Below are 25,037 nucleotides of genomic sequence, written 5' to 3' on the forward strand. Positions count from 1 at the left end.
TCCTTTCAGGCGGCGATCGACCAGACGGCCGGGTCGACGAAGCTCGGCCCGCGGGTTCCGTCCTCGAGCCACTTGAGCGTGTCGCGGATCACGTAGCCGGCGAGCGCCAGATGGCCCTCGGCGGTGTCACCGGCGATGTGCGGGGTGAGCAACAGGTTTGGGCACGCCAGGGTGGGCGCGTCGAAGGACGGCGGCTCGGGGTCGTAGACGTCGAGGGCCGCGGAAATCCGGCCGTCGAGTGCGTGGTCGAGCAGAGCCTGCTGGTCGACCGCCGGACCGCGCGACGAGTTGACCACGACCGCGCCGTCGGGCAGGTTCTCGATCAGCTCGCGGGAGATCATGCCTTGTGTCTCCGGGACGTTCGGGACGTGGATCGACACGAAGGTGCTCGCGGCTGCCTCGGGCAGGTCGGCCAGGCGTACGCCGAGCTCGGTCGCGCGCTCCGCGCTCAGGTACGGGTCGTACACGACCACATCGCAGCCGAACGGCTTCAGCAGGGTGATCAGCGCCCGCGCCGTACTGCTCGCGCCGATGATGCCGACCTTGGCGCCGGCCAGTTCGTGACCGCGGAAGCCGGTCTGCTTCCAGCCGCCGCCGCGGATCGCGCCGTCGAAGCGCGGCAGCCGCCGGGCGAGGGTGAGCATCGACGCGAGGCAGTACTCGCCGACCGACCACGCGATCCGCGGGCCGGCCGAGAACACCGCGACGCCCTGGTCGAGGATGGCCGGATCGATCAGGTTCTTCACCGTGCCGGCCGCGTGCGCGACGACCTTCGGGCCGTTGCCGTCGGCCCACAGCTCCTTGGCCAGGTGCGGCGTACCCCAGCTGGTCAGCAGTACGTCGGCGCCTTCGGCGAGGGCCGGTACGGCATCCGGGGCGAGCGCCGGAGGCTTCGCGGGGGACCCGGGCCCGGCGGTGTGGTCGGCAGTCGCCCAGACCACCTCGAACCGCTCCTCCAGCAGCTGTCGAGTGCTCGCGTCGACGACATCCGTCGCACGGTCCGGGGACATCAGGGCGGCAAGTCTGGGCGCGGGATTCGGCACCGTGAGTACTCCTTCACGTCGAGGTAGCCACGACGGTAGGCGCTTTCCGTTATGCAGGTCCAAGCCCATTTACGTATGGACCGATACCGTGCTTGCATGGCGACCATGGACTTGTCGCTGCAACAGCTCCGGGGGTTCGTCGCGGTCGCCGAGGAGCTGCACTACGGGCGGGCGGCGCAGCGCCTCAACCTGACCCAGCCGCCGCTGACCCGGCAGATCCAGGGCCTCGAACGCACGCTCGACGTCCGCCTGTTCGACCGCACCGGCCGCGGCGTCCGCCTGACCGCGGCCGGGGGAGTCTTCCTCGAGCACGCCCGCCGGGTGCTGGCGCTGCTGGACGTCGCGCCCGAGGCGACCCGCCGCGCCGCGGACGGCACCACCGGGACGCTGCGGCTCGCGTTCACCGCGATCGGCGCGTACGCCGTGCTCGCCGACTTCCTGACCATGGTCGGGAAACGGACGCCCGGGGTGACGGCGGAGCTGACCGAGCTGGTGAGTCCGGCCCAGTTCGAGGCGCTGGCGAACCTGGAGATCGACCTCGGGTTGGTGCGGCCGCCGATCCCGGCGCAGTTCGAGTCGCTGCTGGTGCACTCCGAGGACCTGGTGCTCGCCGTACCGGCCGCGCATCCGCTGGCCGAGGGCGACCGTCCGGTGTCGCTGGTGGACGTGACCGACGACTACATCGGGTACAGCCCGGAGGGTTCGCAGTACCTGCACGACATCTGCGCGGCGATGATCGGGATGGATCGGTACGCCGTCAGCCAGCTGGCGTCGCAGGTGCCGACCATGCTCGCCCTGGTCCGCGCCGGCCTGGGGTGTGCGTTGATCCCGCGCTCGATCATGGCGATGGGCGTCGACGGCGTCCGGTACCGGGAGCTGGACGCGGCCGACGCGCACTCGGTGACGTTGCACGCGTGCTGGAGCCCGGACAACCCGAACCCGGCGCTGCAGCGGCTCGCGGAGTCGTTGCGCGCCGATCCGCACTTGACTTGGAGCGAGCTCTGATTCGTAGGCTCGAACCCATGAGTGGACAACACAAGATCGGCTCGGGTTTCGGGCCCGACAGCACCGCCGACGAGGTCCTGGCCGGGATCGACCTGACCGGCAAGCTGGCGATCGTCACCGGCGGGTATTCCGGCCTCGGCCTGGAGACCACCAAGGCGCTCGCCCGCGCGGGCGCGCACGTCGTCGTGCCGGCACGACGTCCGGATACGGCGCGCGAGATCCTCGGCGACCTCGCCGAAGTCGACGAACTGGACCTCGGCTCCCTCGACAGCGTCGAGGCGTTCGCCGGCCGGTTCCTCGCGTCCGGACGCCCGGTCGACATCGTGATCGACAACGCCGCGATCATGGCCAGCCCGGAGACGCGGGTCGGGCCGGGCTGGGAGGCGCAGTTCGCGACCAACCACCTCGGGCACTTCGCGCTGGTGAACCGGCTGTGGCCGGCGATCGCGGCGGACGGCGGCGGCCGGGTCGTGTCGGTGTCGTCGACCGGGCACCGGCGGTCGGACATCCGGTGGGACGACCTGGAGTTCCGGCTCGGGTACGACAAGTGGGAGGCGTACGGGCAGGCGAAGACCGCGAACGTGCTGTTCGCCGTCCAGCTCGATGCCCTCGGCAAGGACTTCGGCGTCCGCGCGTTCGCGCTGCACCCGGGCGGCATCCTCACGCCGCTGCAGCGGCACCTGACCCGCGAGGAGATGGTCGGCTACGGCTGGATCGACGAGGACGGCAACCCGTTGAACCCCGGGTTCAAGAGTCCGGAGCAGGGCGCGGCGACGCAGGTGTGGGCGGCGACGTCACCCCAGCTCGACGGGATCGGCGGCGTGTTCCTGGAGGACTGCGAGGTCGCCGAGGTGTCGACCGACGACACCCCCGGCGTGCGGCCGTACGCGATCGACCCCCGGTCGGCCGAGCGGCTCTGGACCGTCTCGGCGGAGCTCACCGGAGTGAACGCGTTCGGCTAGTCTGTGGTCGTCGAAGGGGATCGGTGGCTGTTTCTTCATTCGAGCTCGACGGGATCGTCGAGCGGTTGCGGGCGTCCGGATGCGTGTTCGCCGAGGACGAGGCCGCGTTGATCGCCGGGTCCGCACGGGACGCGACCGAGCTGGACGCGATGGTCGAGCAGCGGGTCGGCGGACAGCCGTTGGAGTACGTCGTGGGCTGGGCGTCGTTCCGCGGGCTGCGGATCGCCGTCGATCCTGGCGTGTTCATCCCGCGCCGGCGGACCGAGTTCCTGGTCGGTGAGGCGCTGCGGGTGACTGTCGCGGGCTCGGTCGTGGTGGACCTGTGCTGTGGTGCAGGCGCCCTGGGCGCTGCGGTGGCGGCCGAGCGTGAGGTGTCGTTGTACGCCGCCGACATCGAGCCGGCCGCGGTGCGGTGCGCTCGGCGGAACGTGCCGCCCGAGTCCGTGTACGAGGGTGATCTGTTCGACGCGCTGCCGGTGCGGTTGCGCGGGCAGGTCGACGTACTGGTGGCGAACGTCCCGTATGTGCCGACGGACGAGATCCGGTTGCTGCCGTCGGAGGCGCGGCTTTACGAGCCGCACGTGACGCTGGACGGTGGTGCGGACGGTCTCGCTGTCCTGCGTCGGGTGGCTGCCGACGCCGCGGAGTGGTTGATTCCCGGCGGTCACCTCTTCGTCGAGGTGAGCGAGGGTCAGGCTCCGACGGCGCGTGCGGTGATGGTTTCGGCGGGGCTCGTCGCCGAGGTCGTCACGGACGACGACCTCGGCGCGAACGTCGTGCACGGGATCAGACCCGCCGCTGGACGTGCAGGAGATACTCCCGGCGGTTGAGCGGGTCGTGGTCGGTGCGCGGGCGATCCGGGATCGGACCGGTCACCGGTTGGTAGCGCTCGAACGCCGACTCCAGAACGCCCTCGCCGCGGGTGAGGGCGGGGAGTTGCTGCTCGAGCTCGTACACCGCCGCGGCGGGGATTTCTCCTTCCAGGGTCGAGGTTTCCGCGGCCAGTGCCGGCACCTGGGGGATCGCCCGGAGCCGGGCGAGTGCCGCCAGTACGGCGCGGGTCGTGTCGGTCGGAATGTCCAGCCGGAAGCGGTGCATCGGTTCCTGCACCGTCGTACCGGCCTGCTGGAGTGCGGTCATCAGTACCAGCGGCGTGAGGAACCGGAAGTCACCGGCCGTGCTGGACATGCTCTTGTCGAACACGGCGTGGGCGTGACTCTGGCGCGCGGAGTAGCCCGAGTGCGTCATCACGACGCGGGCGTCGGGAATCTGCCAGCCGTGGATCCCCTGGTGCAAGGTTTCGCGCACGGTTTCCTCGACGGCCTTGATGAACGCGTACGGCATCGAGCCGAGCTCGACCTCCAGTGCGAAGCTGACGCCGGCGTTCACGGGCGCCGGTTCGACCCGGAGCCCGACGGTGGCGAGGAACGGGTTCGCGTCCTTCTTGTTGAACTCGACCGCCGCGCCCGTCCCGTCGATCCGCTCGACGCAGATCGTCGTCGTCTCCCGGAAGTCCACCGCGATGCCGAAGTCGGTGGCAAGCGTGGATTCGATGACCTCCTTCTGCACCTCGCCGTACAGCGAGACGTAGGTTTCCTGCCGCAGGTCGTCCTGGCGAAGGTTGATCAGCGGGTCCTGCTCGGCGAGCTGGGTGAGCGCGACGCGCAGGTTGCCCTTGTCGGACGGCTTCCGCGGCGTGACGACCGTTTCGAGCGTCGGCGGCGCGAACGCGTGGGCGCTGCGTCGCTGCGCGGTGGAGGTGGTGTGCGGATCGGTCACGGTATCGCCGATCCGGATCTCGGCGAGCCCCCAGAAACGCCCGATCCGGCCGGCGCGGATCGTGCTCGCAGGGCCTTCGCCGACGACCTCGAGCGCGGTGATCTTGCCCTCGGTGTCGCCGTACCGGACGCGCTCACGGACGTGGGCGGCGCCCGAGAACATCCGCACGTAGGCGATCTTCTCGCCGGCCGGTCCGCGCTCGACCTTGAACACGGTGCCGTCGAGCGGCTCGCCGTCGGTGCGGGCGCGGGGGAGCAGTTGCCGGATCCCGTCGGTGAGGTCCTCCGCGCCGGCGCCGGTGATCGCCGACCCGAAGTACACCGGGTGGACGATCGCCCGGTGTGTCTGTGCGGCGAGTGCCTCGTCCAGGGACAGGGGCTCGTTCTCGACGTACCGCGCGAGGAGTTCGTCGTCGTGCCGGGTGAGGACCTCCAGGAGCGTGTCCTCCTGGACGATGGGCTTGAACGCCGCCTCGGGGGTGCCGAGGTGTGCTGCTTCGCCCATCGGGACGATCTCGCGGGTGAGCTTGGCGGTGATCTGCCGCAGTACGCCGTCGTACTGCGCGCCGGGCCGGTCGAGCTTGTTCACGAAGATCAGGGTCGGAATGCGCAGGCGCTGCAGGGTGCGCATGAGGACGCGGGTCTGCGCCTGCACCCCCTCCACCGCGGAGACGACCAGGACTGCGCCGTCCAGCACGCTCAGCGCACGCTCCACCTCGGCGATGAAGTCCGGGTGTCCCGGGGTGTCGATCAGGTTGACGGTGAGATCGCCCAGCGCAAACGAGGCGACAGCCGTCTTGATCGTGATCCCCCGCTGCCGCTCGAGCGCGAGCGAGTCGGTCTGGGTGTTCCCGTCATCGACACTGCCGACCTCGTCGATGACTCCGGCGGCATACAGCAGCCGCTCGGTCAGGCTGGTCTTCCCGGCGTCAACATGCGCCAGAATCCCGAGGTTCAGTACTTCCACGCAGCTTCATGTCCTTCGAACAGGTGTCAGTGGTCTCCGCGACAGACATGAAGCGAGGTCGCATGACGGACTCCTTAACGTGACACCTGTTCTTCGGTACGCCCCGAGTACACCAACCGTTCCACCCACGGACAAACTATTTAGCCGATGCCTACATGGTTGGGGGTGGCGGATAGACCAGCGGCGCCAGGACGCGCCGTGCCGCCCCGGCCCCGTGGACGGACTCGACCGCGAAGGCTTCCAGGATCAGGTCCCTGGTCGCCGGATCGACCTCGGCCCGATGGTTCTCGAAGAACGCCCGGGCGCCCGCGGACCTCCCCTGAAGCAGCGCACTGGCAATCGCCGCCGCGACCGGATCAGCGCCCCGCGTGCCCGCCCACCCCAGACAGTCCCCGGCGTCCTGGGCAGCCTCCGAGCAGTCGCCCGCCCCAGCCTGATCGCGGTCCATGGCTCCACAGTGTACGACTCGCCCAACGACTCAGCGCCAGGATCTGGTCGCGAGTCGTCACTGACGCCGGAGTGGCGAGGACGGAGTGGCGAGGACGGAGGCGCGTACGGAGTGACTTTCTCAAGGCGTCCGAGGTGTGCCTACAGCAGCGCCGGGGTGATCACCCCAACTCGGCGCGCAACCGCTCGCGATCACGTTCGATGCGAGCCACGCCCGACAGGGTCAGCCTCCCGAATTGAAGGTCCAGCACTGCTTGGGCATGCTGCTCGGTCACGCCGAGAAGCTGTTGGACAGCTCGCAGCGCATCCTCGGGCGCGTCCGAGTTGCTGACCAACTCCAGGACCTCAAGGCGGCGCTGGATGGCGGCGTAGACAGCGTCGAGCATCTCGAGACGATGGCGCTGGGCATCAGCGATCTCGCCGGGTCCGGTCAACCAATCCTCCTGGGGCGCACTGACCTTGGTCGAGTTCAGCCACCGTTGCCGTAGGCCAAGAACTCCCAGTTGCCGGAATCTATCACTTTCCACCGCCGGGTCTCGACCTCGACTGTCGATGACGGATATCCGGGCGGCTGATTCGTCCAGTTCGCCTGGAAATAGTACCAATTCCCCGTCGTCATCGACGGCTTGCTGTAGACGTTGCACTCGAGTGTGTACCCGCCGGCGTAGCAGTTCAGAGTGGATTTCGCGGGATCCCCACCAAGGGTGACGTCCTGGTAGATCCTTTCCACATTACTACTGAGATACGGCCGCACTCCGGAGCTGTGTACGACATCCATGTACCAATGCGCACCCGAGCCGGGATAATACGTGTGAGCCTCGAGATCGGCGGTCAGCGAGCCCAAGGTGTGGTACCCGGACGAATTGGTGTATCCGTAGTAGATCTGAGTCTGCGTTGATCCATGCAGCACCCATTTGTACCAACCCGTAGCGCGGGTCTCGCCGTTGTCGATCTGAGAGGCATTGGGGCTATAAATCTTCGGGACGGCATGCGTGGTGCTTCGTGCGGGAAACACGAGCGGGGCAAGTACGCGAGCGGCTTCGTCGGCACCTTCCTTGGCCTCCACCGCGAGGGCCTGACTGATTACGCTCTGAGTGCCCGCGCTCATTCTGGCACGACGACCGTCGAAGAACTTGCGGGCCAGGTCGGCCTTCCCGAGACGCAGCGCACTGGCAACTGTGGCCGCCGCCAGATCTGCCCCTTCCCCGCCGGCCCAGCCAAGGCACTCGCCTGACGCCTGCGCCACAGCTGAACAGTCAGCCGGTGACTTCGCGGAAGCGGCCACCGACCTGGCGTCATCCGGCGGCGCAGCTGAGGCGGAAGTCATACATACGACCGATCCGAGGGCCGATGCAAGTAGCAGCGTCACCACTTTGCGGATTTTCATCAATACCTCCATGGGCGGGCCCGGCGCCCCCCGGCGGCCGGTATGTCGACGGTAGGGGTGAGTCGCCGGCACTGGAAGGCTCTGCGATTGCAACAAGATGCAATCTCATGGCTGTAGCGGCCGGGCATGTTCTGCCGTCGTACTCGGAGCTGGCATGTAATCGATCTGTCGTATTCGCAACTGACCGAGCACACGACACCTGTTCCCGGCCCCGGCTACCCGGCGTCCGAGAGTTACGTCGTCGGCGAGTGCCTCGGCACGATCCTCGCCGAGGAGTTCGAGCATCGCCGGTACGCCGAGCGCGATCTCGCGACACTGCAGGCCGGAACTGTCGGTGCCGGGACGTAGCCTCGGGGCATGGTGGTTGGGCCTGAAGTGGCGGACTGGCGGCGGCTCGCGCAGTCGTTGCACGCGAGATTCCTGATCGACGCCTACGTGGACGGCGCGCGGTTCGTGGCCGCGGTGGGGGAGGCCTGCCAGGACGCCGTGCCCGAGGTGCGGCTCGGCGCGTCGTTCGTGGACGTGGCGACCAGGGATCCGGAGCTCGCGGCGCGGATCAGCTCGATCGCGGCCGAGCACGGTCTGACCGCCGACCCGGCGGCCGTGTCGCAACTCGAGGTAGCGTTGGACACGGCGGACCTGGTCGAGCTCGGTCCGTTCTGGGCGGCGGTGCTCACCGGCAGCACGGAAGCCTTCACAGGCAACGACATCATCGACCCGACGGGACGGGTCGCGAACCTGTGGTTCCAGGGGACGAAGCCGCACGAGGAGCCACGCCAGCGGTTCCACCTCGACCTGTGGCTGCCGCCCGAGGTCGTGCCCGGGCGGATCGAGGCAGCGCTCGCCGCCGGCGGCAAGGTCGTGTACGACGAGGAGGCGCCCGCGTTCATCGTGCTGGCCGATCCGCAGGGCAACAAGGTCTGCCTGTGTACGTCGGAGGGCCGCTGACTTCTGTTATCGTCGAGCTGGATCGAGGAGGTGTGTGATGGCTTGGAAGGTTGTCCGGTTCCGCGCCGTTCCCTCCTCGGCTGCTGCCCGCTGACGGGCTGACAGCTTTCTTCTCCGGACCGATCGGTGCGTCGCGGCGTCTGGCCGCGGATCACGTGCGCGCTCAGACAGCCGCGCACTCCGTGCCGATCGAACCGGAGCTTCCGCATGTCCTCCGTGGACACCCAACTTCATGCTGCCCTCGCACGTGCCGTCGCCGGCGTTCCCCAGCACGAACTGCGCCGCCGCGTAGCCGCTCTCTCACACCGCTATCGCACCGAGGAGGTCGACGACGCGACCCCCGGCATCAGCGATCCGCTCGACGCCCTCGCGTACGCCGTGGTCCGGATGCCGGCGACGTTCCGCGCGCTGCACGCGGCCTTGTCGATGGCCGGGCATCACATCGACGCGGCTTTCACCACGCAACTGGACCTCGGCGGCGGGACGGGCGCCGCAGCCTGGGCAGCTGTTGCGCTGTGGCCCGCGATCACCAGCGAGATCGTCGAGCGTCAACCAGCCGCGCTCCGCCTCGGCAAGCACCTTGCCGAGGGCAACTTCGCGCGGAACTGGTGCTGGACACCGGCCGATCTCCGGAACTGGAGCGCGCCCGGGCCGGTCGATCTGGTCACCATCGGATACGTCCTGAACGAGCTCGCCGCTGCCCGCCGCGACGACCTGATCCGGGCCGCGGCGCAGTCCGCGACCACCATCGTCCTGGTCGAACCAGGCACTCCGGGCGGTCACCGCCGGACGCTTGCTGCTCGCGACCTGCTGATGGAGCAGGGGTTCACGATCGCGGCGCCCTGCCCGCACCAAGGCCCCTGTCCGATCGACTGGTGCCATTTCGCGGCGCGTCTGCCACGCACCGAACTCCACCGGATCCTGAAGGACGGCATCCGCAACTACGAAGACGAGAAGTTCGCGTACGTCGTCGCGACCCGGCGCCCGGTGCGCGCGGCCGCGGCGCGGGTGCTGACCCGGCCGACGCGCCGCAAGGGCCAGGTGGTCCTCGACCTGTGCACCCCGGACGGTACGGCGGAGCACGTCGTCGTACCGAGGTCGTCGCCGTCGTATCGCAGCGCCCGGGACGCGGCGTGGGGTGCGGAGCTCAGGCGATGACGAGCCGGCTGATCAGTCCGTCGACGAGGGTGAAGGTGAAGTCGAGGTCGACGGTTCCGCCCGGGAAGTTGCCCTCGAGGTGGTGGGTCGCGACGTAGGTGTGCTCGTCGATCTGCCGGGTGCTGATGAGTTCGGTCGTGTAGCTGTATTCGCTCGCCGACCTCGCCAGCCAGGCACGGATCTCGTCGCGGCCGCGATAGGTCTTGCCGTCGTCGGTGACCTCGGCATGGTCGGCGTACCAGCGCATCGCCGCCGGTACGTTCCGGGTGACGTGACCGACGAGGTACTTCGTGATGGTGTCAGGCAGCACTGGAGCTCCTCAGATGGTGGGGACGGTGCCGGCGTCGATGGTGAAGTCGGCGCCGGTGATCGCGGAGGCGCGATCGGAGACCAGGAACGCGACGAGGTCGGCGACCTCGCCGGGCTCGGCGGCGCGCTGCAGCGGTACGCCGCCGAGCGACGCGAGGATGTCCTGCCAGGCCTGCTCGCGGGTCAGGCCCCGGGCGGCGGCGATGCGGTCGGCCAGGTGGTCGGCGCTCGTGGTCCGGATCGCGCCGGGCGAGACGACGTTGACCCGGATGCCGTGCGCGGCGACCTCGTTCGACAGTCCTTTGCTGTACGTCGTGAGCGCCGCCTTGGCCGCGGCGTACCCGAGCGTTGCCTCGTGCAACGGCATCCGCCGCTGGATCGACGACACGTGCACGATCGCGCCGGCGCGGCGCTCGGTCATCCCCGGGAGCAGCGCCCGGTCGAGCCGGACCGCGGCGAGCAGGTTGAGCCGGAGCTCGGCGTCCCACAGATCATCGTCGAGTACGGCGTACCCGCCGGCCGGGCTGCTCGAGCCGCCAAGTGTGTGAACGACGATGTCCGGCGTACCGAACTCGCTGCGGACGGCCTCCGCGACCGCGGCGGTCCCGGCGGGCGTGGTGAGGTCGGCGGTGACGAACAGCCCGGCGTCGGCCGGTGCGGTGCGCGCGACGCCGAGGACGGTGACGCCCTCGGCACGGAGACGGTCGGTGATCGCGGCGCCGGTGCCTTTGCTCGCGCCGGTCACCACCGCCGTGCGGTTGCTGAGATCCATACCGGCGACGGTGCCGTCTCCCGCCGGGGGAGACGCAAGGAGTTGACTCTCTCCCCGGGGGAGGGTGCAGGCTGAACGACGTGCGCAGCGGGTTGACGATCGGCGAGTTCGCGCGGGCGACCCATCTGAGCGTGCGCACGCTGCGGCGGTACCACGAGAGCGGGCTGCTCGAACCGGCGACGGTCGACGCGTCCAGCGGCTACCGCTACTACACCGTCGACCAGATCCCGTCCGCGCAGGTCATCCACCGGCTGCGCGAGCTCGACGTACCGCTGGCCGAGGTGGCCGCGATCATCGCGACCGACAACCCGGACAGGCGCGCGGAGCTCGTCGCCGTCCATCTCGACCGCTTGCAGGAGACCCTCGAGCGGACCCGGGCGGCTGTCACCTCCCTGCAACAACTGCTCCGGCCCGCTCCGGGGCCTCTCGAGGTCGAGCTCCGCACGGAGCCCGCGCGATTGGTTGCCGGGATCACGGACATCCTCAGCCTGGACGGCGTCCTCCAGTGGTACGACGGGGCGATGGCCGAGCTCGACGCCGCCGTCGCCGAGCCGCTCGGTCCGCCCGGCGGGCACTACGACAACGACCTGTTCGCCGAAGGGCGCGGGAGGGTCCTGGTCTACTACCCGGTGGCGGACGCGCCGTCGTACGGGCGGGTGCGGCCGGTCGAGCTGCCCGCCGTCGAGTTCGCGGCCACGGTCCACCACGGACCGCACGACGACATCGACGTCACCTACGGCCGACTCGCGACCTGGGTGCACGAGCACGCGCTGGCCGTGGCCGGCCCGGTGCAGGAGACGTACACGGTCCGCCCGCAGGACGACCCCGACCCGACGGCCTGGCGCACCGGCATCGCCTGGCCGGTCTTCCGGGTCGGCTGATCAGAGCTCGTAGCCGCCGGACGCCTCGACGGTCTGGGCGGTGATCCAGCCGGCGTCCGGGGAGCCGAGGAACGCGATGACCTTGCCGAGGTCGTCGGACTCGCCGATCCGGCCGAGGGCGGTGCGCTCCGCGATCGGCGGGATCAGCTCGGGGTGCTGCGCGAACGCGTCGTCGCCCAGCCGGGTCCGGGTCACGCCGGGCGCGACCGCGTTGACGCGGATCCCGCGCGCGCTCAGCTCCTTGGCGAGGTAGCGGGTCAGAACGATCTGCGCGCCCTTGACGCTCGCGTAGACCGAGTAGCCGGGGGTCGGCCGCGCCGACTCGAGCGCCGACGTACTGGTCGTGAAGACGATCGCGCCGTGGTCGGCGATCACCGGCAGCAGTGTCTGGGTGAGGAAGTACGGGCCTTTGAGGTGGACGTTCACCATCTGGTCGAACAGCTCCTCGGTGGTGTCGTCGAACATGACCGGCGGCTGTCCGACACCGGCGTTGCTGACGAGTACGTCGAACGAGGTGCGGTCCCATCCCCGCAGTACGTCGGTGAGCGCGGCGCGGAACGCGTCGAACGTTTCCGGACGGGCGACGTCGAGCGGCAGTGCCGCCGCCGTACCGCCGTCCTTCTCGATCCGCTCGACCGTCTCCAGGGCGCGTTCGCGGCCGCCGCGGTACGTGACGACGACGGCCGTGCCGCGCTTCGCGAGCTCGAAGGCCGCGCTCTGGCCGATGCCGGAACTTCCGCCGGTGATGACAGCTACATGCATGATCGTGCACAACTCCTACTGGTCAGGATCAGGTTCCCGACCAGTACACGCGTCGCGCAGGGGAATGTGTTAGACCAATGCTCGCGGTGACTTGCCTGATCCTGCTCGATCGCGACTCGGCGGCATCCCGAACTCGCGCCGGTACTCGCGGCTGAACTGGGACGGGCTGTCGTAACCGACGGCGTACCCGGCGCTGGTCACGTCCTCGCCGAGCCCGACCACGCGCAGCCGGGCCTCCTGCAGCCGGATCTTCTTCTGGAACTGGATCGGGGTCAGCTCGGTCACGGTCCGGAAGTGCCGGTGGAAGGCCGACGTACTCAGGCCGGCCATTGCCGCGAGGTCCTCGACGCGGAACGGCTCGGTGTAGTGGTCGCGGATCCACCGGATGACGCGCGCGACGTGCGACAGGCTGCTGTCGACCAGGCCGATGTCGCGGACGGCGGCTCCCTGCGGGCTGCGGAGCAGCCGCCACAGGACCTCGCGCTGGACGAGCGGTGCGAGGACGGGCGCATCGTCCGGCTCCTCGACCAGGCGGAGGAGACGAATCATCGCGTCGATCAGTTCGGCCGATGCGCGGCTCACGGTCAGACCGCGGACCGGCCCGGGTTTGTCCGCCGCGTCGAGCAGCAGCGCCGCGATCATCTCCGGACGAAGCTCGAGCCCGACCCCGAGGCACGGCGCATCCGGCGACGCCTCCACGAAGTGCCCGGTCACCGGCAGGTCGACGGAAACGACGAGGTAGTCACCGGCGCCGTACTCGAAGACCTGCTCGCCGAGCGCCAACCGCTTCCGTCCCTGCGCGACCAGCGCGAACGTCGGCGTCGCCAGACTCGCTGCCGGCAGGGTGGTTGCCGTCACCACCGATACCAACAGCCCGTCGACGGTGTCTTCGCGCCCGGCCGCCCGGACGATCAGCTCACGCAGCTCCGCCAGACCCGGCATGGTCGTCACGCATCGAGGAACGTGGTGACCGCGTCGAGGACGAGCGGAGTGCGGGCGAGGCCGGTGAAGTGGGTGGTGCCGGGGAAGATCGCGAGCTGGGAGGCGGGGACGCCGACGAAGTCCCCGTTGACGTCGCCGCCGCGGAGCTGGTGAAAACGCACGACGTGCTCGAGCTTCACCGCATCGGCATCGCCGAAGGTGAGCAAGGTCGGGGCCTCGATGCCGCGGATGTCGTCGTCGGACCAGCCGGAGGTGCCGCGGTCGTACGCGCCGAGCTTGTCGAGCAGCGTCTGCAGGTGGTCGTGATCGGGGTGCGGCGACTTCGCCAGGTAGTCGGCCTCCATCGGCGTACCGGCGATCATCTCGACCTTCATCGACTCGACCGCGGCCGCGTTCTCGTCGCGGTCGCCCGACGGGTTGAAGGAGACCGACGAGATGACGGCCTTGCGGACCAGCTCGGGATACTCGATCGCGAGGTAGAGGGCGACCGCGCCGCCGACGCTGAACCCGAACAGGTCGACCCTCGGTACGTCGAGACGTGCCAGCAGCCCCACCACGTCGGACGCCAGTTCCGCCGTCCCCAGCGGGCGGTCGATGTCGTTGGTGTACCCGTGCCCCTGGAAGTCGGTCGCGATCACCTGCCGCTTGGCCGACAGCCCGTCGATCAGTTCCCCGAACTGCAGGTCGATGTTGAACAGGCCGCCGTGCAGCAACAGCAGCGGCGTACCGCCTTCGCCGTGCACTTCGTAGTACATGCGCAGGCCGTTCACGTCGGCGTACCCAGTCTGCTTGCTCACGGTTCTCCCACCAGTAGAGCCCCCATGCCGACCGAGACTACGCGCTCCGGAAGGAGCGGCGGTACGTGTTCGGGGGTACTCCGACGACGCGCTGGAAGTGTCGGCGCAGGGTGGTTGCCGTGCCGAGGCCGGTGGCGGTGGCGACCTTGTCGATCGGGTCGTCGGTCGACTCGAGCAGTTGCTGGGCGCGGCGGACCCGTTGGGTGAGCAGCCATTGGAGCGGGGTCTGGCCGGTGACGGCGCGGAACTGGCGGCCCAGGTGGCGCGAGCTGGTGTTGGCGCGCTTGGCGAGGTCCGTCACGGTCAACGGCTGATCCAGCCGCTCCTGCACCCAAGCCAGCAACTGCGCGAGCGAGTGGTCGCCGCCGACCTGCACCGGCGTCGCCACGAACTGCGCCTGCCCGCCCGTACGGTGCGGCGGTACGACGAGACGCCGGGCGACCGTGTTCGCGATCGTCGCGCCGTGATCGAGCTGGACGAGGTGCAGGCACAGGTCGACCGCTGCGGCCTTGCCCGCCGCGGTCAGCACCTTCCCGTTGTCCGTGTAGAGCACGTCCGGATCCACCACGACCTCCGGATACCGCGCGCTCAGCACCTCCGTGTGCGCCCAGTGCGTGGTCGCCCGCCGCCCGTCGAGAATGCCGGCCGCGCCGAGCACGAACGCGCCGGTGCACAGCGACGCGATCCGCGCACCCGCGTCGTACGCCGTGCGCACCGCGTCCACCAGCTCGCCGGGCATCGGCTCGTCGACGTCCGCGAGCGCCGGCACCAGGACCGTGTCGGCCCGCGCGATCGCGTCGAGCGGCTCGGTCGGCTCGACCACGAACGGCCCGACCTGGACCGGCCGCGGCCCGCACAGCCGGACGTCGTACCACTCGTCGACGCCGACCGGCGGGTTGCCGAAGATCTCGTAGGCGATCCCGAGCTCGAAGTGGAGCAGATGGCCGGCGGTGGCGAGCGCGACGGTGGGCATGTCCGAAAGTGTACGGATGGTGTCGTTCCGGACTCTCACACCACCCGGCCCGGACCGGCCAGACTCGTCTCCATGAACGCAATCGTCGTGTACGGCGCCACCGGTCACACCGGCCGCTTCGTCGTCGAGGAACTCGTCCGGCAGAACCTTCCCGTCGTGGCCTCGGGCCGCAACCAGGCCGCACTCGCGGAGCAGTGGGGTGACCTCGACATCCGCCCGGCCGCCGTCGACGACCCGCACGCCCTCGACCAGGCCCTGGAGAACGCGGCAGCTGTCATCAACTGCGCGGGCCCGTTCGCCACCACCGCCGACCCGATCATCGACGCCGCCGCCCGCGCCCGGATCCCGTACGTCGACGTAGCGGCCGAACTCGAGGCGAACGTCTCGACGTTCGCCCGGCGCAGCAGCATCCCGGTCGTGCCGGCGATGGCCTTCTACGGCGGACTCGGAGACCTGCTGACGACGGCAGCACTCGGGGACCTGACGACCGCCGACGAGGTGCACGTCGCGTACGGGCTGAGCAGTTGGCACCCCACACCCGGGACCCGCGCCGCCGGGAAGGTCTCGCACGACCGGCGGGCCGGGCGCCGGGTGCGCTTCTCCGGAGGCAGCCTGCAGTACCACCAGGACGAGGTGGTCCAGCAGGACTGGACGTTCCCCGACCCGCTCGGCCGGCGGCGCGTGATCGCCGAGTTCACGATGGCCGACGTCATCACGATCCCGACCCACGTCGCCGTCCCCGAGGTCCGTACGTACATGACGCTCGAGGCGGCCGGTGACCTGGCGGACACGGAGACCCCGGCGCCGGCCGCCGTCGACGAGCAGGGCCGGTCCGACCAGACGTTCGTGGTGGACGTCCGCGTGCAGATCGGCGGCGAGGAGCGGCGGGCGACGGCGACCGGGCAGGACATCTACGCGATCTCGGCGCCGCTGGCCGTGGGCGCGGTCCGCCGGATCCTGGCCGGCCAGACGCGGGCGACCGGGGTGGCGTCGGCCGGTGCGATGTTCGACGCCGTCGACTTCCTCAAAGATTTACCGCTCACGCTCGACCTGCCGTAAATCGGTTTCCTGCGGGAGAATGGTGGTCGCCTGCTGGCCCGCCTCACAGCTGGAGACCCGCCATGCCCGAGCTTCGCCCGTCCCGCCGTACGCTCCTCCAACTCACCGCGGCCGGGGCTGTTGCCGGCGCCGTCGGTGCAACGCCGGCGTACGCCGACGGGATCGACTACACGGCCCGCAAGACGTTCGACGACTGGGACCGCCTCTTCCAGGAAGGCGGTCCCGGTCAGCCGGACCAGCCGAACGACAACACCAACCGCGACGGCCGCTCCGGCATGCTCGCCTGGAGCCAGTCGTACGTCCTGCTCGGCCTGGTCCGGATGTACGAGAAGTACCGCGACACGTATTACCTCGACCGGCTGATCGACAACGTCGACCAGGTCCTCGCGGTCCGCGACAGCGCACGCAGCGTCACGGACTACCGAGGGCTGTCGCTCCCGGCGTGGCGGGCCGATCACCCGTACACGACCGGGTACGCAACCCTTGCCGACGGCAACGGGCAGCCCCTGCTCGATCTCCGCGAGGCGCTGTCGTACGCCGAGGACACCACGGTCACCGTCACCGCCGGGACCCGGCCGGACACGTTCACCGTTCGGCTCGTGAACACCTTCGTCAACCGCACAGTCACGCTGACCGACCTCTCGCTCGACCCGGCCGGCCCCGACTACGCCGTCAGCCGGATCTACGCGGCTGCTCCGGGCCCGCTCCAGCTCACGGCTGCCGATCGGCGGGAGGCGCCGCGCGCCGGCGACGTACCGCGGCTCGGGACGTACGAGATGCGCTGCCGGCCGGTGATCTTCGCCGTCCACACCGGGATGATCACGTACCCGATCGCGAGCTTCGTCAGGATCGTCGCCGGCTCGCCCGTCCTGCGCCGCCGCTACTCGCGGAAGGCGGCCGAGTACCTGACCGCGTGCCGCGAGGCGGTCGCCGTCCACGACTGGGAGTACCGGGACGGCGGGCACCTGATCTGGCCGAAGGGCCAGCCGCTCGCGTACGACGGGTGCGAGCAGCCGATCAACCAGTCGGTCGGCCTCGGGCAGACGCTCGTCGAGCTCGCGCTCGCGACCGGCGACAGCAGCTACCGGCAGAAGGTCGCGGCGATGGGGCGGATGCTGGCGGGGCAGCTCGCGGTCGATGCCGGCGACGCGTACCAGTGGCATTACTGGCCGGCGGGCGGGCGGATCTACGAGGGGTTCACGAAGACCGGTGAGCCGGCGACCGACGTCTCGGTCTTCACTCCGTCGGGTGGGCCGGCGCGCCAGTTCGAGGACATCAGCCACGGCGCGATCGACGTCGAGTTCGCCGTCCGGGCGTTCCGGGCCCGGCTCGCGTTCACCGGGCAGGACATGGAGCGGATCGCGCGGACCTTCACCCAGAACGTCGCGACCACCGACGCGGACGGGCTCCCCGCCGTCCACACGACCGTCGCCGGCGGTGCGACCGGCGCAGCCTCGGTCGCGCACCAGGCCCCGCGCTGGATGCAGGCCGCCCCGTGGGATCCCCGGATCCACGCCCACTGCCTGGCCCTCTACAACCGCTACCAGCCGACCCCGGAACGCGACGGCCAGCAGGCCATCGGCTTCGGCTGGCTACTGGCCAACGTCGCCTACCTCAACTGGGGAGCGCGCTGACCGCACCACCGGCCGGTGACATGACTTCCGTCGGCTGACATGGCAGGATTCCTACGGTGAGTAGCGGAACGACGGAGCAGCAGCGCCTGCAGGACCTGGCGCGGCTGCGGCGCGTGAAGGACCGGATCGACCGGGAGTACGCGCAGCCGCTGGACGTCGAGGCGCTCGCGCGCGGCGCGCACATGTCGTCGGGACACCTGAGCCGCGAGTTCAAACGCGCTTACGGAGAGTCGCCGTACGGGTATCTGATGACCCGGCGGATCGAGCGGGCGATGATGCTGCTGCGCCGCGGCGGGATGAGCGTGACCGACGTCTGCTTCGCGGTCGGCTGCCAGTCGCTGGGCACGTTCAGCACCCGGTTCACCGAGCTGGTCGGGATGCCGCCGAGCGTCTACAAGGAGCACGCCGGCGACGCGACGCTCGGGATCCCGTCGTGCGTCGCGAAACAGGTCACGCGACCGATCAGGAATCGAGAAGCCTCTCCCACGTCCGGCACGTAGCGTACGGTCATGGAGATCAAGATTCACGCCAGCTTCCTGCCGCACAGCGACCCGGAGGAGTCGGTGAAGTTCTACCGCGACGTCCTCGGCTTCGAGGTCCGCACCGACGTCGGGTACGAGGGCATGCGCTGGATCACCGTCGGCCCGCCCGGCCAGCCGGACACCGGCATCGTGCTCTACCCGCCGGCCGCCGATCCCGGCGTCACCGACGACGAGCGGCGCACGATCAGCGAGATGATGGCGAAGGGCACCTACGCGACCCTGGTGCTGCAGACCGACGACCTGGACGGCCTGTTCGAGCGCCTGCAGGCCACCGACGCCGAGGTCATCCAGGAGCCCGTCGACCAGCCGTACGGCATCCGCGACTGCGCGTTCCGGGACCCGGCCGGCAACCACATCCGGATCAACCAGGCATCCTGACAACCAACTCGCTGGGGAGGACAAGCGCATGGGTTCCGAGGAGCATGTTGCCGACAGCCACGACCTGATCCGGGTGACCGGCGCCCGGGTGAACAACCTGAAGGACGTCAGCGTCGAAATCCCGAAGCGCCGGCTGACGGCGTTCACCGGGGTGTCCGGCTCGGGCAAGAGCTCGCTGGTGTTCGGTACCATCGCGGCCGAGTCGCAGCGGCTGATCAACGAGACCTACAGCGCGTTCGTCCAGGGCTTCATGCCGAACCTGGCCCGCCCTGAGGTCGACGTACTCGACGGCCTGACCACCGCGATCATCGTCGACCAGGAGCGGATGGGCGCGAACCCGCGCTCCACGGTCGGCACGGCGACCGACGCGAACGCGATGCTCCGGATCCTGTTCAGCCGGATCGCGAAACCGCACGCGGGCCCGCCGACGGCGTACTCGTTCAACGTCCCGAAGCGCACCGCGACCGGCTCGATGACGGCCGACAAGGGCGCCGGCGAGAAGAAGGTCGTCCGCGAGCAGGTGTACGCCGGCGGCATGTGCCCGCGCTGCGAGGGCATGGGCTCGGTCACCGACTTCGACCTGACCGCGCTGTACGACGAGAACAAGTCGCTGAACGAGGGCGCGTTGACGATCCCCGGCTACAGCATGGACGGCTGGTACGGGCGGATCTTCCGCGGCTCCGGCTTCTTCAACCCGGACAAGCCGATCAAGAAGTACACCAAGAAGGAACTGCACGACCTGCTGTACCGGGAGCCCACCAAGATCAAGGTCGAGGGCATCAATCTCACCTACAACGGGATCATCCCGGCGATCCAGCGCTCGTTCCTGTCCAAGGACGTGGACGCGATGCAGCCGCACATCCGCGCGTTCGTCGAGCGGGCCGTGACGTTCACGACCTGCCCGGACTGCGACGGGACGCGGCTCGGCGCCGAGGCGCGGGCGTCGAAGATCAACGGCAAGAACATCGCGGACCTCTGCGCGATGCAGATCACCGACCTGGCCGCCTGGATCCGGGCGCTGAAGGAGCCGTCGGTCGCGCCGCTGCTGAAGGCTCTCGGTGACACCCTCGACTCGTTCGTCGACATCGGCCTCGGGTACCTGTCTTTGGAGCGCCCGGCCGGCACGCTGTCCGGCGGTGAGGCGCAGCGGACGAAGATGATCCGCCACCTCGGGTCGTCGCTGACCGACGTCACGTACGTCTTCGACGAGCCGACGATCGGTCTGCACCCGCACGACATCCAGCGGATGAACGAGTTGCTCCTGCAGTTGCGGAACAAGGGCAACACGGTGCTCGTCGTGGAGCACAAGCCGGAGACGATCGCGATCGCCGACCACGTGATCGACCTGGGTCCCGGCGCGGGCTCGGGGGGCGGCGAGGTGGTGTTCGAGGGCACGCTCGCCAAGCTGCGGACCAGCGGGACCCTGACCGGGCGGCACCTGGACGACAAGGCCTCGGTGAAGCCGTCGGTGCGCTCGGCGTCGGGCGCGCTGGAGGTCCGCGGGGCCTCGACCAACAACCTGCAGGATGTGGACGTCGACGTACCGCTCGGGGTCCTGGTGGTCGTCACCGGCGTCGCCGGGTCCGGGAAGAGTTCGCTGATCCACGGCTCGATCGCCGACCGCGACGGGGTCATCGCGATCGACCAGGGCGCGATCCGCGGGTCCCGGCGGAGCAACCCGGCGACGTACACCGGTCTGCTGGAACCGATTCGGAAGGCCTTCGCCAAGGCGAACGGCGTGAAGCCGGCGCTGTTCAGCGCGAACTCCGAGGGCGCGTGCCCGGCGTGCAAGGGCGCGGGGGTGATCTACACCGAGCTCGGCGTGATGGCGACCGTCGAGGCGCCGTGCGAGGAGTGCGAGGGCCGGCGCTTCCAGGCAGCCGTGCTGGAGTACACGTTCGGCGGGAAGAACATCGCCGAGGTGCTCGCGATGCCGGTGTCGGAGGCGCTGACGTACTTCGCCGAGGGCGAGGCGCGGGTACCGGCCGCGGAGAAGATCCTCGAGCGGCTGAACGACGTCGGCCTCGGGTACCTGTCGCTCGGGCAGCCGCTCACGACGCTGTCCGGCGGCGAGCGGCAGCGGTTGAAGCTGGCCACGCACATGGGCGAGAAGGGCGGCATCTACGTCCTCGACGAGCCGACCACCGGTCTGCACCTGGCCGACGTCGAGCAGCTCCTCGGCCTGCTGGACCGGCTGGTCGACGCCGGCAAGTCGGTGATCGTCATCGAGCACCACCAGGCCGTGATGGCGCACGCCGACTGGATCATCGACCTCGGCCCGGGCGCCGGCCACGACGGCGGCAAGGTCGTGTTCGAAGGCACCCCGGCGGAGCTGATCAAGAAGCCGAAGACGCTGACCGGAAAGCACCTCGCGGAGTACGTCGGGCCGAACTGATCAGGAATCGAGAAGCACCGGGAGCGGGTGCGAAATAGCGTTGGAGTCAGTAAACGTCAGGGCCGCGGCCCACGATTCTGGAGTGACGAAATGACCACCACGCTAGGCGTCAACACGATCCTGCACCCCGTCACCGACCTCGAGAAGGCCAAGCCGGTGTACACCGCCCTGCTCGGTGTCGAGCCGATGGCTGACTCCCCGTACTACGTCGGGTACGAGGCCGAGGGGCAGCAGATCGGCCTGGTTCCGAACAGCGACATGACCTCGCCGATCGCGTACTGGCACGTGACCGACATCGAGGCCAAGATCAAGGACATCACCGCCGCCGGCGGCACCCTGAAGGACGCCCCGAAGGACGTCGGCCAGGGCCGCCTGGTCGCCACCCTCACCGACCCCGACGGCAACGTCCTCGGCATCCTGCAAGACCCGTCCTGACCATGTGCAACGTCCCGCGGGAGGTGCGCGCGGCCCTGTACGGCGTCCGGCAGGAAGCAGCCGGCGACGTACCGGAGGACGAGAAATCCGTGGGCGCCGACGAACCGGTCCGGCATCCTGTCCTGCATGAATGAGCGCATCCGGCACGTGCTGTTCGACGCCGACGGCGTCCTGCAGGACCTGCCCGGCGGGTGGTACGCGGCGATGGAGCCGTACGTCGGCGACCGGGCGCGGGACTTCCTGTACGAGACGTGGTCGGACGAGCTGCCGATGCTCGCCGGACGCGGCGACTACCTGCCGGTGCTCGAGGCGTCACTGGTGAAGTACGGCGTGCGCACGCCGGTGACCGAGGTGTACGACGCGGTGTGGAAGAACATCGTGCTGATCGAGGAGTCCCTCGACATCGTGCGGGCCCTGAAGCGCAAGGGGTACGGCGTACACCTCGGCACCAACCAGGAGAACTACCGCGGCGCGCACATGCGGGCCGCGCTCGGGTACGACGACCTGTTCGACGTCAGCTGCTACTCGTACGACCTCGGCGTCGCCAAGCCTGACCCGGCGTTCTTCACGCTGGCCGCGGAACGGATCGGGGCGGACGCCGGCTCGATCCTGTTCATCGACGACATGCCCCGCAACATCACCGGGGCTCGCGCCGCCGGTCTGCGCGCCGAGCAGTGGGACTTCACCCAGGGGCACGCGGCGCTGCACGAGCTGTTCGCCACTCACGGCGTGGATGCCCGGCACACCGGTTGAAGCTCATTCGGCGATGACGTCCACGGAGATGTTGCCGTGGGTGGCTCGGGAGTACGGGCAGGTGGCGTGGGTTGCCTCGAGCAACTTGTCGCCGACCTCGCCGCGCAGGTGGTCGGGCAGTTCGACCCGCAGGACGGCGGCGAGGTCGAGCCTCCCGCCGGCCGGGACGAGGCTGACCTCGGCGGTCACCGCGACGTCCTTGGCGTCGAGATTCTGACGCTTGGCCAGGATGTCCAGCACGGTCGAGAAGCAGGCCGCCCATCCGGCGGCGAACAGCTGCTCGGGGTTGAGCCCGTCGCCGGTGCCGCCCATCTCCTTCGGCATGGCGAGCTGGATGTCCAGCTGCCCGTCGGCGGTGACGGCGCGGGAGTCACGTCCGGACGCGGTGGCGACGGCGGTGTAGGTGGGGTTCATGGGGTTGGCCTCCAGGTCGTTGTGCGAACACCGGCAACGATCCAGGGCAGCGGGGGAGCGGCTCAATTACCTCCTTGGTGCAGTTACCTCGCGGGTAATGGCTGCGCGGCACGCCACCGCCGTACGCTGAACTCGTGACCGTGCTGGAGGAGCCACAGACCGTCGGAGAACTGTTGCGCTTCTGGCGGACGCACCGGCGGATGAGCCAGCTGGAGCTGGCAGTCGACGCCGAGGTGTCGACCAAACATCTGAGCTTCGTCGAGACCGGCCGTGCACAACCGAGCCGGCAGTTGCTGGTCCACCTCGCCAACCATCTCGACCTGCCGCCGGCCGAACAGAACCGGCTGCTGCTCGCCGGCGGGTACGCGCCGCGCTACCTGGACCAGCCGTACGACTCCGCCGCGATGCTCCCGCTCCGCGAACCGTTGCGCGAACTGATCGACGCGCACATGCCCAACCCGGCACTGATCGTCGACGGCCTCTGGAACCTCGTCGACGCGAACGATGCCGCGGCGCTGCTCTGGGAAGGCGTCGACCCCGAGCTCCTGAAACCCCCGGTGAACATGCTCCGCCTGTCCGTCCACCCCGGAGGTCTTCCCAGCATCTCGTCGATGACCGCCGCGTGCAGCCTCGGCCTGATCCACCAACTCAAACGCAAGAGCCGGGACACCGCCGACGAAGCTCTCGCCAACCTCCTCGACGAGGTCGAGAGCTACCTGCCGGACAAGCCTCCGACGGCACCCGCCCAGCAACCCATGGTCACCCTCGACCTCAACACCCGGCTGGGCCCGGTCCGACTCTTCACCCTCATCGCCACCATCGGCGCCCCTTTGGAAGTGACCGCGGCCAGCCTGGCCATAGAGACCTTCCTCCCCGCGAACCCGGACAGCGCTACCCGCCTCCGGCAACTCGCCGGCTGACCACGACTCCCCGCCGCGTTCGGGCGGCTCGCGGAACACGCCGTACTGATTGCTATGGACAACGACTCGCGCGCTCGCCTCGCACCGGCAGTCGCGTCTACCCCGCCCGCTCCTGGCCACGGAATCTCTCCGGCCGGAAATCCGCGAGCAGATCAGCACGGTTTCCGTTGAGGATTTCCGTGGCGAGCAGCCGGCCGAGGACCGGGCCGAGGGTGATGCCGCTGTGGGAAACGGCCTCGAAGTAGCCGGGCGCCGACGGCAGTGCACCCACGGATGGGTACTTGTCCGCGGGGATGGGGCGATGCGCGATCCGGGCCGCCGCGATGGTCGCGTCGCCGAGCTCAGGTATGACGTCCCGCGCCAGGTCCTGCAGTCGACGTGCGAGCTGCGACGCGTCGTCGCCGGCCCCGATCCGCGCGTCGACCTCGCGGCTGTGGAGTACTACCAAACTGTTGCCATCTGGGCGGATCTCGACGTGCGGCGCATGCATCGCCCGCCGCACCGGCACCCCAGCGCAGCTCAGCCGCGTGACAACGCCCGGTTCATCGCGCATCGGCAGCTCCCGGCCAACGAGACCTGCGATCTGCGACGCATCCGGCCCTGCGGCGTTCACGACACAATCGACGTCGAGGCGGCTCGCGTCCGACAGGACAACTGTCCGGACGCTCCCGTCCGAACCCGTGCCGATGTCACGAACCGCAGTACCGAAGCGCCGTTCGGCGCCCAACGCGACAGCCTCGTCGACCAATCGCCCCACCAGGCGGTGACCGTGCACCCAGGCCTCGTCCGGATAGCACAGAACCGGAACGTCGTCGGCAATCGCGAGAGCCGGCTCGAGGCGGCGACGAACATCGGCCCCGGTGAGCAACTCGACCCGGTAGCCCCACTCAGCCAGGACACGAGCGTTCTCCAGCAACCCAGCCTGATCGTCCGCCCAGCGCAGATGGCCGCTGGGATGCCACCACGAGTCCGGCCCGATCGTCCGGGCGAGATCACGGTGCGCAGCCATGCCCGCCACATTCAGAGCGAAGTACGACCTGCGTGCGGTCTTGTTGCTGGCATTGACCCACGAGAACGACCAGTTGGTGACACCTTCGCCCGGCCTGCCCGCGTCGATGAACACCACCTGCGCGCCGCGCCGAGTCAGCTCCCAGCCCACGCAGGCTCCGACGATCCCTGCCCCGATGACGGCGACGCGGCTCATCGACGTGCCTTCCTCTCGCGCAGGACGCGCCGCGCCCAGCTTTCGGCGTCGTCACCGAGGAGTTGGCCGGTGATCAGACCCATCGCGAGGAGAACGACGACGGAGCCGGCTGACAGGAGGACCGCGAGCAACATGTGCTCCATCGTCGAAGCGATCACCGCGTGACGACAGT

The 25,037-nt window shown here is 69.5% G+C and carries 30 protein-coding genes; 16 read left to right on the forward strand and 14 right to left on the reverse strand.

What is annotated here, in order from left to right:
- Positions 1-5 precede the first annotated feature (5 nt).
- Entirely contained in the window at positions 6-1,043 is a 1,038-nt protein-coding gene (locus ABZX12_RS13285) for a hydroxyacid dehydrogenase (RefSeq protein WP_355692752.1), read from the reverse strand.
- Positions 1,044-1,139: 96 nt separating this feature from the next.
- Between ABZX12_RS13285 and ABZX12_RS13290 the strand changes: the two genes are divergently transcribed.
- The 3 genes from ABZX12_RS13290 to ABZX12_RS13300 are packed head-to-tail and all read left to right on the forward strand — an operon-like array spanning position 1,140 to position 3,840.
- On the forward strand, positions 1,140-2,048 hold the full coding sequence (locus tag ABZX12_RS13290) for a LysR substrate-binding domain-containing protein (protein WP_355692753.1): 909 nt from the start codon (positions 1,140-1,142) through the stop codon (positions 2,046-2,048).
- Between the two features lie 17 nt (positions 2,049-2,065).
- Complete coding sequence (locus ABZX12_RS13295; protein WP_355692755.1) at positions 2,066-3,010, forward strand: SDR family NAD(P)-dependent oxidoreductase; 945 nt, start codon at positions 2,066-2,068, stop codon at positions 3,008-3,010.
- A 23-nt stretch (positions 3,011-3,033) separates the two neighbouring features.
- A complete protein-coding gene (locus ABZX12_RS13300; protein ID WP_355692757.1) occupies positions 3,034-3,840 on the forward strand; it encodes a putative protein N(5)-glutamine methyltransferase in 807 nt (268 codons plus the stop codon).
- Here ABZX12_RS13300 and ABZX12_RS13305 read toward each other — a convergent pair.
- From ABZX12_RS13305 to ABZX12_RS13320, 4 genes are all read right to left on the reverse strand, one after another.
- Positions 3,797-5,755, reverse strand: coding sequence for a translation factor GTPase family protein (locus ABZX12_RS13305; RefSeq protein ID WP_355692758.1), 1,959 nt, complete (start codon positions 5,753-5,755; stop codon positions 3,797-3,799). The two genes, ABZX12_RS13300 and ABZX12_RS13305, sit on opposite strands and share 44 nt — an antisense overlap.
- 151 nt (positions 5,756-5,906) lie before the next feature.
- Complete coding sequence (locus tag ABZX12_RS13310; protein WP_355692760.1) at positions 5,907-6,203, reverse strand: hypothetical protein; 297 nt, start codon at positions 6,201-6,203, stop codon at positions 5,907-5,909.
- A 160-nt stretch (positions 6,204-6,363) separates the two neighbouring features.
- Positions 6,364-6,636, reverse strand: coding sequence for a hypothetical protein (locus ABZX12_RS13315; protein ID WP_355692762.1), 273 nt, complete (start codon positions 6,634-6,636; stop codon positions 6,364-6,366).
- A 35-nt stretch (positions 6,637-6,671) separates the two neighbouring features.
- The gene (locus ABZX12_RS13320) at positions 6,672-7,589 is read right to left on the reverse strand and encodes a hypothetical protein (RefSeq protein ID WP_355692764.1); all 918 of its coding nucleotides are present in this window, start codon (positions 7,587-7,589) and stop codon (positions 6,672-6,674) included.
- 126 nt (positions 7,590-7,715) lie between these two features.
- On the opposite strand from ABZX12_RS13320, the gene ABZX12_RS13325 reads away from it, so the two are divergent.
- The 3 genes from ABZX12_RS13325 (at position 7,716) to ABZX12_RS13335 (ending at position 9,695) form a co-directional block, all read left to right on the forward strand.
- The gene (locus ABZX12_RS13325; protein ID WP_355692766.1) at positions 7,716-7,937 is read left to right on the forward strand and encodes a hypothetical protein; all 222 of its coding nucleotides are present in this window, start codon (positions 7,716-7,718) and stop codon (positions 7,935-7,937) included.
- 9 nt (positions 7,938-7,946) lie between these two features.
- Complete coding sequence (locus ABZX12_RS13330) at positions 7,947-8,537, forward strand: VOC family protein (RefSeq protein WP_355692768.1); 591 nt, start codon at positions 7,947-7,949, stop codon at positions 8,535-8,537.
- Between the two features lie 207 nt (positions 8,538-8,744).
- Positions 8,745-9,695 carry a small ribosomal subunit Rsm22 family protein gene (locus ABZX12_RS13335; protein WP_355692770.1) on the forward strand — a complete coding sequence of 317 codons (951 nt, stop codon included), beginning with the start codon at positions 8,745-8,747 and terminating at the stop codon, positions 9,693-9,695.
- On the opposite strand, the gene ABZX12_RS13340 is transcribed toward ABZX12_RS13335, so the two are convergent.
- Both ABZX12_RS13340 and ABZX12_RS13345 read right to left on the reverse strand, forming a co-directional pair.
- Positions 9,685-10,005, reverse strand: a complete 321-nt coding sequence (locus ABZX12_RS13340) for a nuclear transport factor 2 family protein (protein WP_355692772.1) — start codon at positions 10,003-10,005, stop codon at positions 9,685-9,687. The genes ABZX12_RS13335 and ABZX12_RS13340 overlap by 11 nt on opposite strands.
- 9 nt (positions 10,006-10,014) lie before the next feature.
- Entirely contained in the window at positions 10,015-10,776 is a 762-nt protein-coding gene (locus ABZX12_RS13345; protein ID WP_355692774.1) for an SDR family oxidoreductase, read from the reverse strand.
- Positions 10,777-10,856: 80 nt separating this feature from the next.
- Between ABZX12_RS13345 and ABZX12_RS13350 the strand changes: the two genes are divergently transcribed.
- Positions 10,857-11,657: a MerR family transcriptional regulator gene (locus ABZX12_RS13350; protein ID WP_355692776.1), complete on the forward strand. Its 801-nt coding sequence runs from the start codon at positions 10,857-10,859 to the stop codon at positions 11,655-11,657.
- On the opposite strand, the gene ABZX12_RS13355 is transcribed toward ABZX12_RS13350, so the two are convergent.
- From ABZX12_RS13355 to ABZX12_RS13370, 4 genes are all read right to left on the reverse strand, one after another.
- Positions 11,658-12,419, reverse strand: coding sequence for an SDR family oxidoreductase (locus ABZX12_RS13355; RefSeq protein ID WP_355692778.1), 762 nt, complete (start codon positions 12,417-12,419; stop codon positions 11,658-11,660).
- 69 nt (positions 12,420-12,488) lie between these two features.
- Complete coding sequence (locus tag ABZX12_RS13360) at positions 12,489-13,361, reverse strand: AraC family transcriptional regulator (protein ID WP_355692861.1); 873 nt, start codon at positions 13,359-13,361, stop codon at positions 12,489-12,491.
- Positions 13,362-13,366: 5 nt separating this feature from the next.
- Complete coding sequence (locus tag ABZX12_RS13365) at positions 13,367-14,158, reverse strand: alpha/beta hydrolase (RefSeq protein ID WP_355692780.1); 792 nt, start codon at positions 14,156-14,158, stop codon at positions 13,367-13,369.
- 37 nt (positions 14,159-14,195) lie between these two features.
- Positions 14,196-15,131 (reverse strand): helix-turn-helix domain-containing protein, encoded by a 936-nt coding sequence (locus tag ABZX12_RS13370; protein WP_355692782.1) that lies wholly within the window; start codon positions 15,129-15,131, stop codon positions 14,196-14,198.
- A gap of 72 nt (positions 15,132-15,203) precedes the next feature.
- Between ABZX12_RS13370 and ABZX12_RS13375 the strand changes: the two genes are divergently transcribed.
- The 8 genes from ABZX12_RS13375 to ABZX12_RS13410 all read left to right on the forward strand — a co-directional run bounded on the left by ABZX12_RS13375 (position 15,204) and on the right by ABZX12_RS13410 (position 22,327).
- Complete coding sequence (locus ABZX12_RS13375; protein ID WP_355692784.1) at positions 15,204-16,190, forward strand: NAD(P)H-binding protein; 987 nt, start codon at positions 15,204-15,206, stop codon at positions 16,188-16,190.
- Positions 16,191-16,252: 62 nt separating this feature from the next.
- A complete protein-coding gene (locus ABZX12_RS13380) occupies positions 16,253-17,824 on the forward strand; it encodes a hypothetical protein (RefSeq protein ID WP_355692786.1) in 1,572 nt (523 codons plus the stop codon).
- A gap of 56 nt (positions 17,825-17,880) precedes the next feature.
- A complete protein-coding gene (locus ABZX12_RS13385; protein WP_355692788.1) occupies positions 17,881-18,324 on the forward strand; it encodes an AraC family transcriptional regulator in 444 nt (147 codons plus the stop codon).
- A 9-nt stretch (positions 18,325-18,333) separates the two neighbouring features.
- Complete coding sequence (locus ABZX12_RS13390) at positions 18,334-18,744, forward strand: VOC family protein (RefSeq protein WP_355692790.1); 411 nt, start codon at positions 18,334-18,336, stop codon at positions 18,742-18,744.
- Between the two features lie 28 nt (positions 18,745-18,772).
- Positions 18,773-21,139: an excinuclease ABC subunit UvrA gene (locus ABZX12_RS13395; RefSeq protein WP_355692792.1), complete on the forward strand. Its 2,367-nt coding sequence runs from the start codon at positions 18,773-18,775 to the stop codon at positions 21,137-21,139.
- Between the two features lie 90 nt (positions 21,140-21,229).
- The gene (locus ABZX12_RS13400) at positions 21,230-21,574 is read left to right on the forward strand and encodes a VOC family protein (protein WP_355692794.1); all 345 of its coding nucleotides are present in this window, start codon (positions 21,230-21,232) and stop codon (positions 21,572-21,574) included.
- A gap of 2 nt (positions 21,575-21,576) precedes the next feature.
- Entirely contained in the window at positions 21,577-21,708 is a 132-nt protein-coding gene (locus ABZX12_RS13405) for a hypothetical protein (protein WP_355692796.1), read from the forward strand.
- Positions 21,701-22,327, forward strand: a complete 627-nt coding sequence (locus ABZX12_RS13410; protein ID WP_355692798.1) for an HAD-IA family hydrolase — start codon at positions 21,701-21,703, stop codon at positions 22,325-22,327. The genes ABZX12_RS13405 and ABZX12_RS13410 overlap by 8 nt, the downstream gene beginning before the upstream one ends.
- A gap of 3 nt (positions 22,328-22,330) precedes the next feature.
- On the opposite strand, the gene ABZX12_RS13415 is transcribed toward ABZX12_RS13410, so the two are convergent.
- On the reverse strand, positions 22,331-22,741 hold the full coding sequence (locus ABZX12_RS13415; RefSeq protein WP_355692800.1) for an Ohr family peroxiredoxin: 411 nt from the start codon (positions 22,739-22,741) through the stop codon (positions 22,331-22,333).
- 134 nt (positions 22,742-22,875) lie between these two features.
- On the opposite strand from ABZX12_RS13415, the gene ABZX12_RS13420 reads away from it, so the two are divergent.
- The gene (locus ABZX12_RS13420; RefSeq protein WP_355692802.1) at positions 22,876-23,661 is read left to right on the forward strand and encodes a helix-turn-helix transcriptional regulator; all 786 of its coding nucleotides are present in this window, start codon (positions 22,876-22,878) and stop codon (positions 23,659-23,661) included.
- Between the two features lie 97 nt (positions 23,662-23,758).
- On the opposite strand, the gene ABZX12_RS13425 is transcribed toward ABZX12_RS13420, so the two are convergent.
- A complete protein-coding gene (locus tag ABZX12_RS13425; protein ID WP_355692804.1) occupies positions 23,759-24,865 on the reverse strand; it encodes an FAD-dependent oxidoreductase in 1,107 nt (368 codons plus the stop codon).
- Entirely contained in the window at positions 24,862-25,023 is a 162-nt protein-coding gene (locus ABZX12_RS13430; RefSeq protein ID WP_355692806.1) for a hypothetical protein, read from the reverse strand. Before ABZX12_RS13430 ends, ABZX12_RS13425 begins: the two co-directional genes overlap by 4 nt.
- Between the last annotated feature and the right edge of the window lie 14 nt (positions 25,024-25,037).

The sequence above is a fragment of the Kribbella sp. NPDC003505 genome (genome assembly GCF_040610875.1).
Lineage (GTDB): Bacteria > Actinomycetota > Actinomycetes > Propionibacteriales > Kribbellaceae > Kribbella.

What these genes read in the sequence shown, in the direction of transcription:
- ABZX12_RS13290 (WP_355692753.1), top strand. Translation starts at nt 1,140, where the DNA reads ATGGCGACCATGGACTTGTCGCTGCAACAGCTCCGGGGGTTCGTCGCG.
- ABZX12_RS13295 (WP_355692755.1), top strand. Translation starts at nt 2,066, where the DNA reads ATGAGTGGACAACACAAGATCGGCTCGGGTTTCGGGCCCGACAGCACC.
- ABZX12_RS13310 (WP_355692760.1), bottom strand. Translation starts at nt 6,203, where the DNA reads ATGGACCGCGATCAGGCTGGGGCGGGCGACTGCTCGGAGGCTGCCCAG.
- ABZX12_RS13320 (WP_355692764.1), bottom strand. Translation starts at nt 7,589, where the DNA reads ATGAAAATCCGCAAAGTGGTGACGCTGCTACTTGCATCGGCCCTCGGA.
- ABZX12_RS13325 (WP_355692766.1), top strand. Translation starts at nt 7,716, where the DNA reads ATGTTCTGCCGTCGTACTCGGAGCTGGCATGTAATCGATCTGTCGTAT.
- ABZX12_RS13330 (WP_355692768.1), top strand. Translation starts at nt 7,947, where the DNA reads ATGGTGGTTGGGCCTGAAGTGGCGGACTGGCGGCGGCTCGCGCAGTCG.
- ABZX12_RS13335 (WP_355692770.1), top strand. Translation starts at nt 8,745, where the DNA reads ATGTCCTCCGTGGACACCCAACTTCATGCTGCCCTCGCACGTGCCGTC.
- ABZX12_RS13345 (WP_355692774.1), bottom strand. Translation starts at nt 10,776, where the DNA reads ATGGATCTCAGCAACCGCACGGCGGTGGTGACCGGCGCGAGCAAAGGC.
- ABZX12_RS13355 (WP_355692778.1), bottom strand. Translation starts at nt 12,419, where the DNA reads ATGCATGTAGCTGTCATCACCGGCGGAAGTTCCGGCATCGGCCAGAGC.
- ABZX12_RS13360 (WP_355692861.1), bottom strand. Translation starts at nt 13,361, where the DNA reads ATGCCGGGTCTGGCGGAGCTGCGTGAGCTGATCGTCCGGGCGGCCGGG.
- ABZX12_RS13370 (WP_355692782.1), bottom strand. Translation starts at nt 15,131, where the DNA reads ATGCCCACCGTCGCGCTCGCCACCGCCGGCCATCTGCTCCACTTCGAG.
- ABZX12_RS13375 (WP_355692784.1), top strand. Translation starts at nt 15,204, where the DNA reads ATGAACGCAATCGTCGTGTACGGCGCCACCGGTCACACCGGCCGCTTC.
- ABZX12_RS13380 (WP_355692786.1), top strand. Translation starts at nt 16,253, where the DNA reads ATGCCCGAGCTTCGCCCGTCCCGCCGTACGCTCCTCCAACTCACCGCG.
- ABZX12_RS13390 (WP_355692790.1), top strand. Translation starts at nt 18,334, where the DNA reads ATGGAGATCAAGATTCACGCCAGCTTCCTGCCGCACAGCGACCCGGAG.
- ABZX12_RS13395 (WP_355692792.1), top strand. Translation starts at nt 18,773, where the DNA reads ATGGGTTCCGAGGAGCATGTTGCCGACAGCCACGACCTGATCCGGGTG.
- ABZX12_RS13400 (WP_355692794.1), top strand. Translation starts at nt 21,230, where the DNA reads ATGACCACCACGCTAGGCGTCAACACGATCCTGCACCCCGTCACCGAC.
- ABZX12_RS13405 (WP_355692796.1), top strand. Translation starts at nt 21,577, where the DNA reads ATGTGCAACGTCCCGCGGGAGGTGCGCGCGGCCCTGTACGGCGTCCGG.
- ABZX12_RS13410 (WP_355692798.1), top strand. Translation starts at nt 21,701, where the DNA reads ATGAATGAGCGCATCCGGCACGTGCTGTTCGACGCCGACGGCGTCCTG.
- ABZX12_RS13415 (WP_355692800.1), bottom strand. Translation starts at nt 22,741, where the DNA reads ATGAACCCCACCTACACCGCCGTCGCCACCGCGTCCGGACGTGACTCC.
- ABZX12_RS13425 (WP_355692804.1), bottom strand. Translation starts at nt 24,865, where the DNA reads ATGAGCCGCGTCGCCGTCATCGGGGCAGGGATCGTCGGAGCCTGCGTG.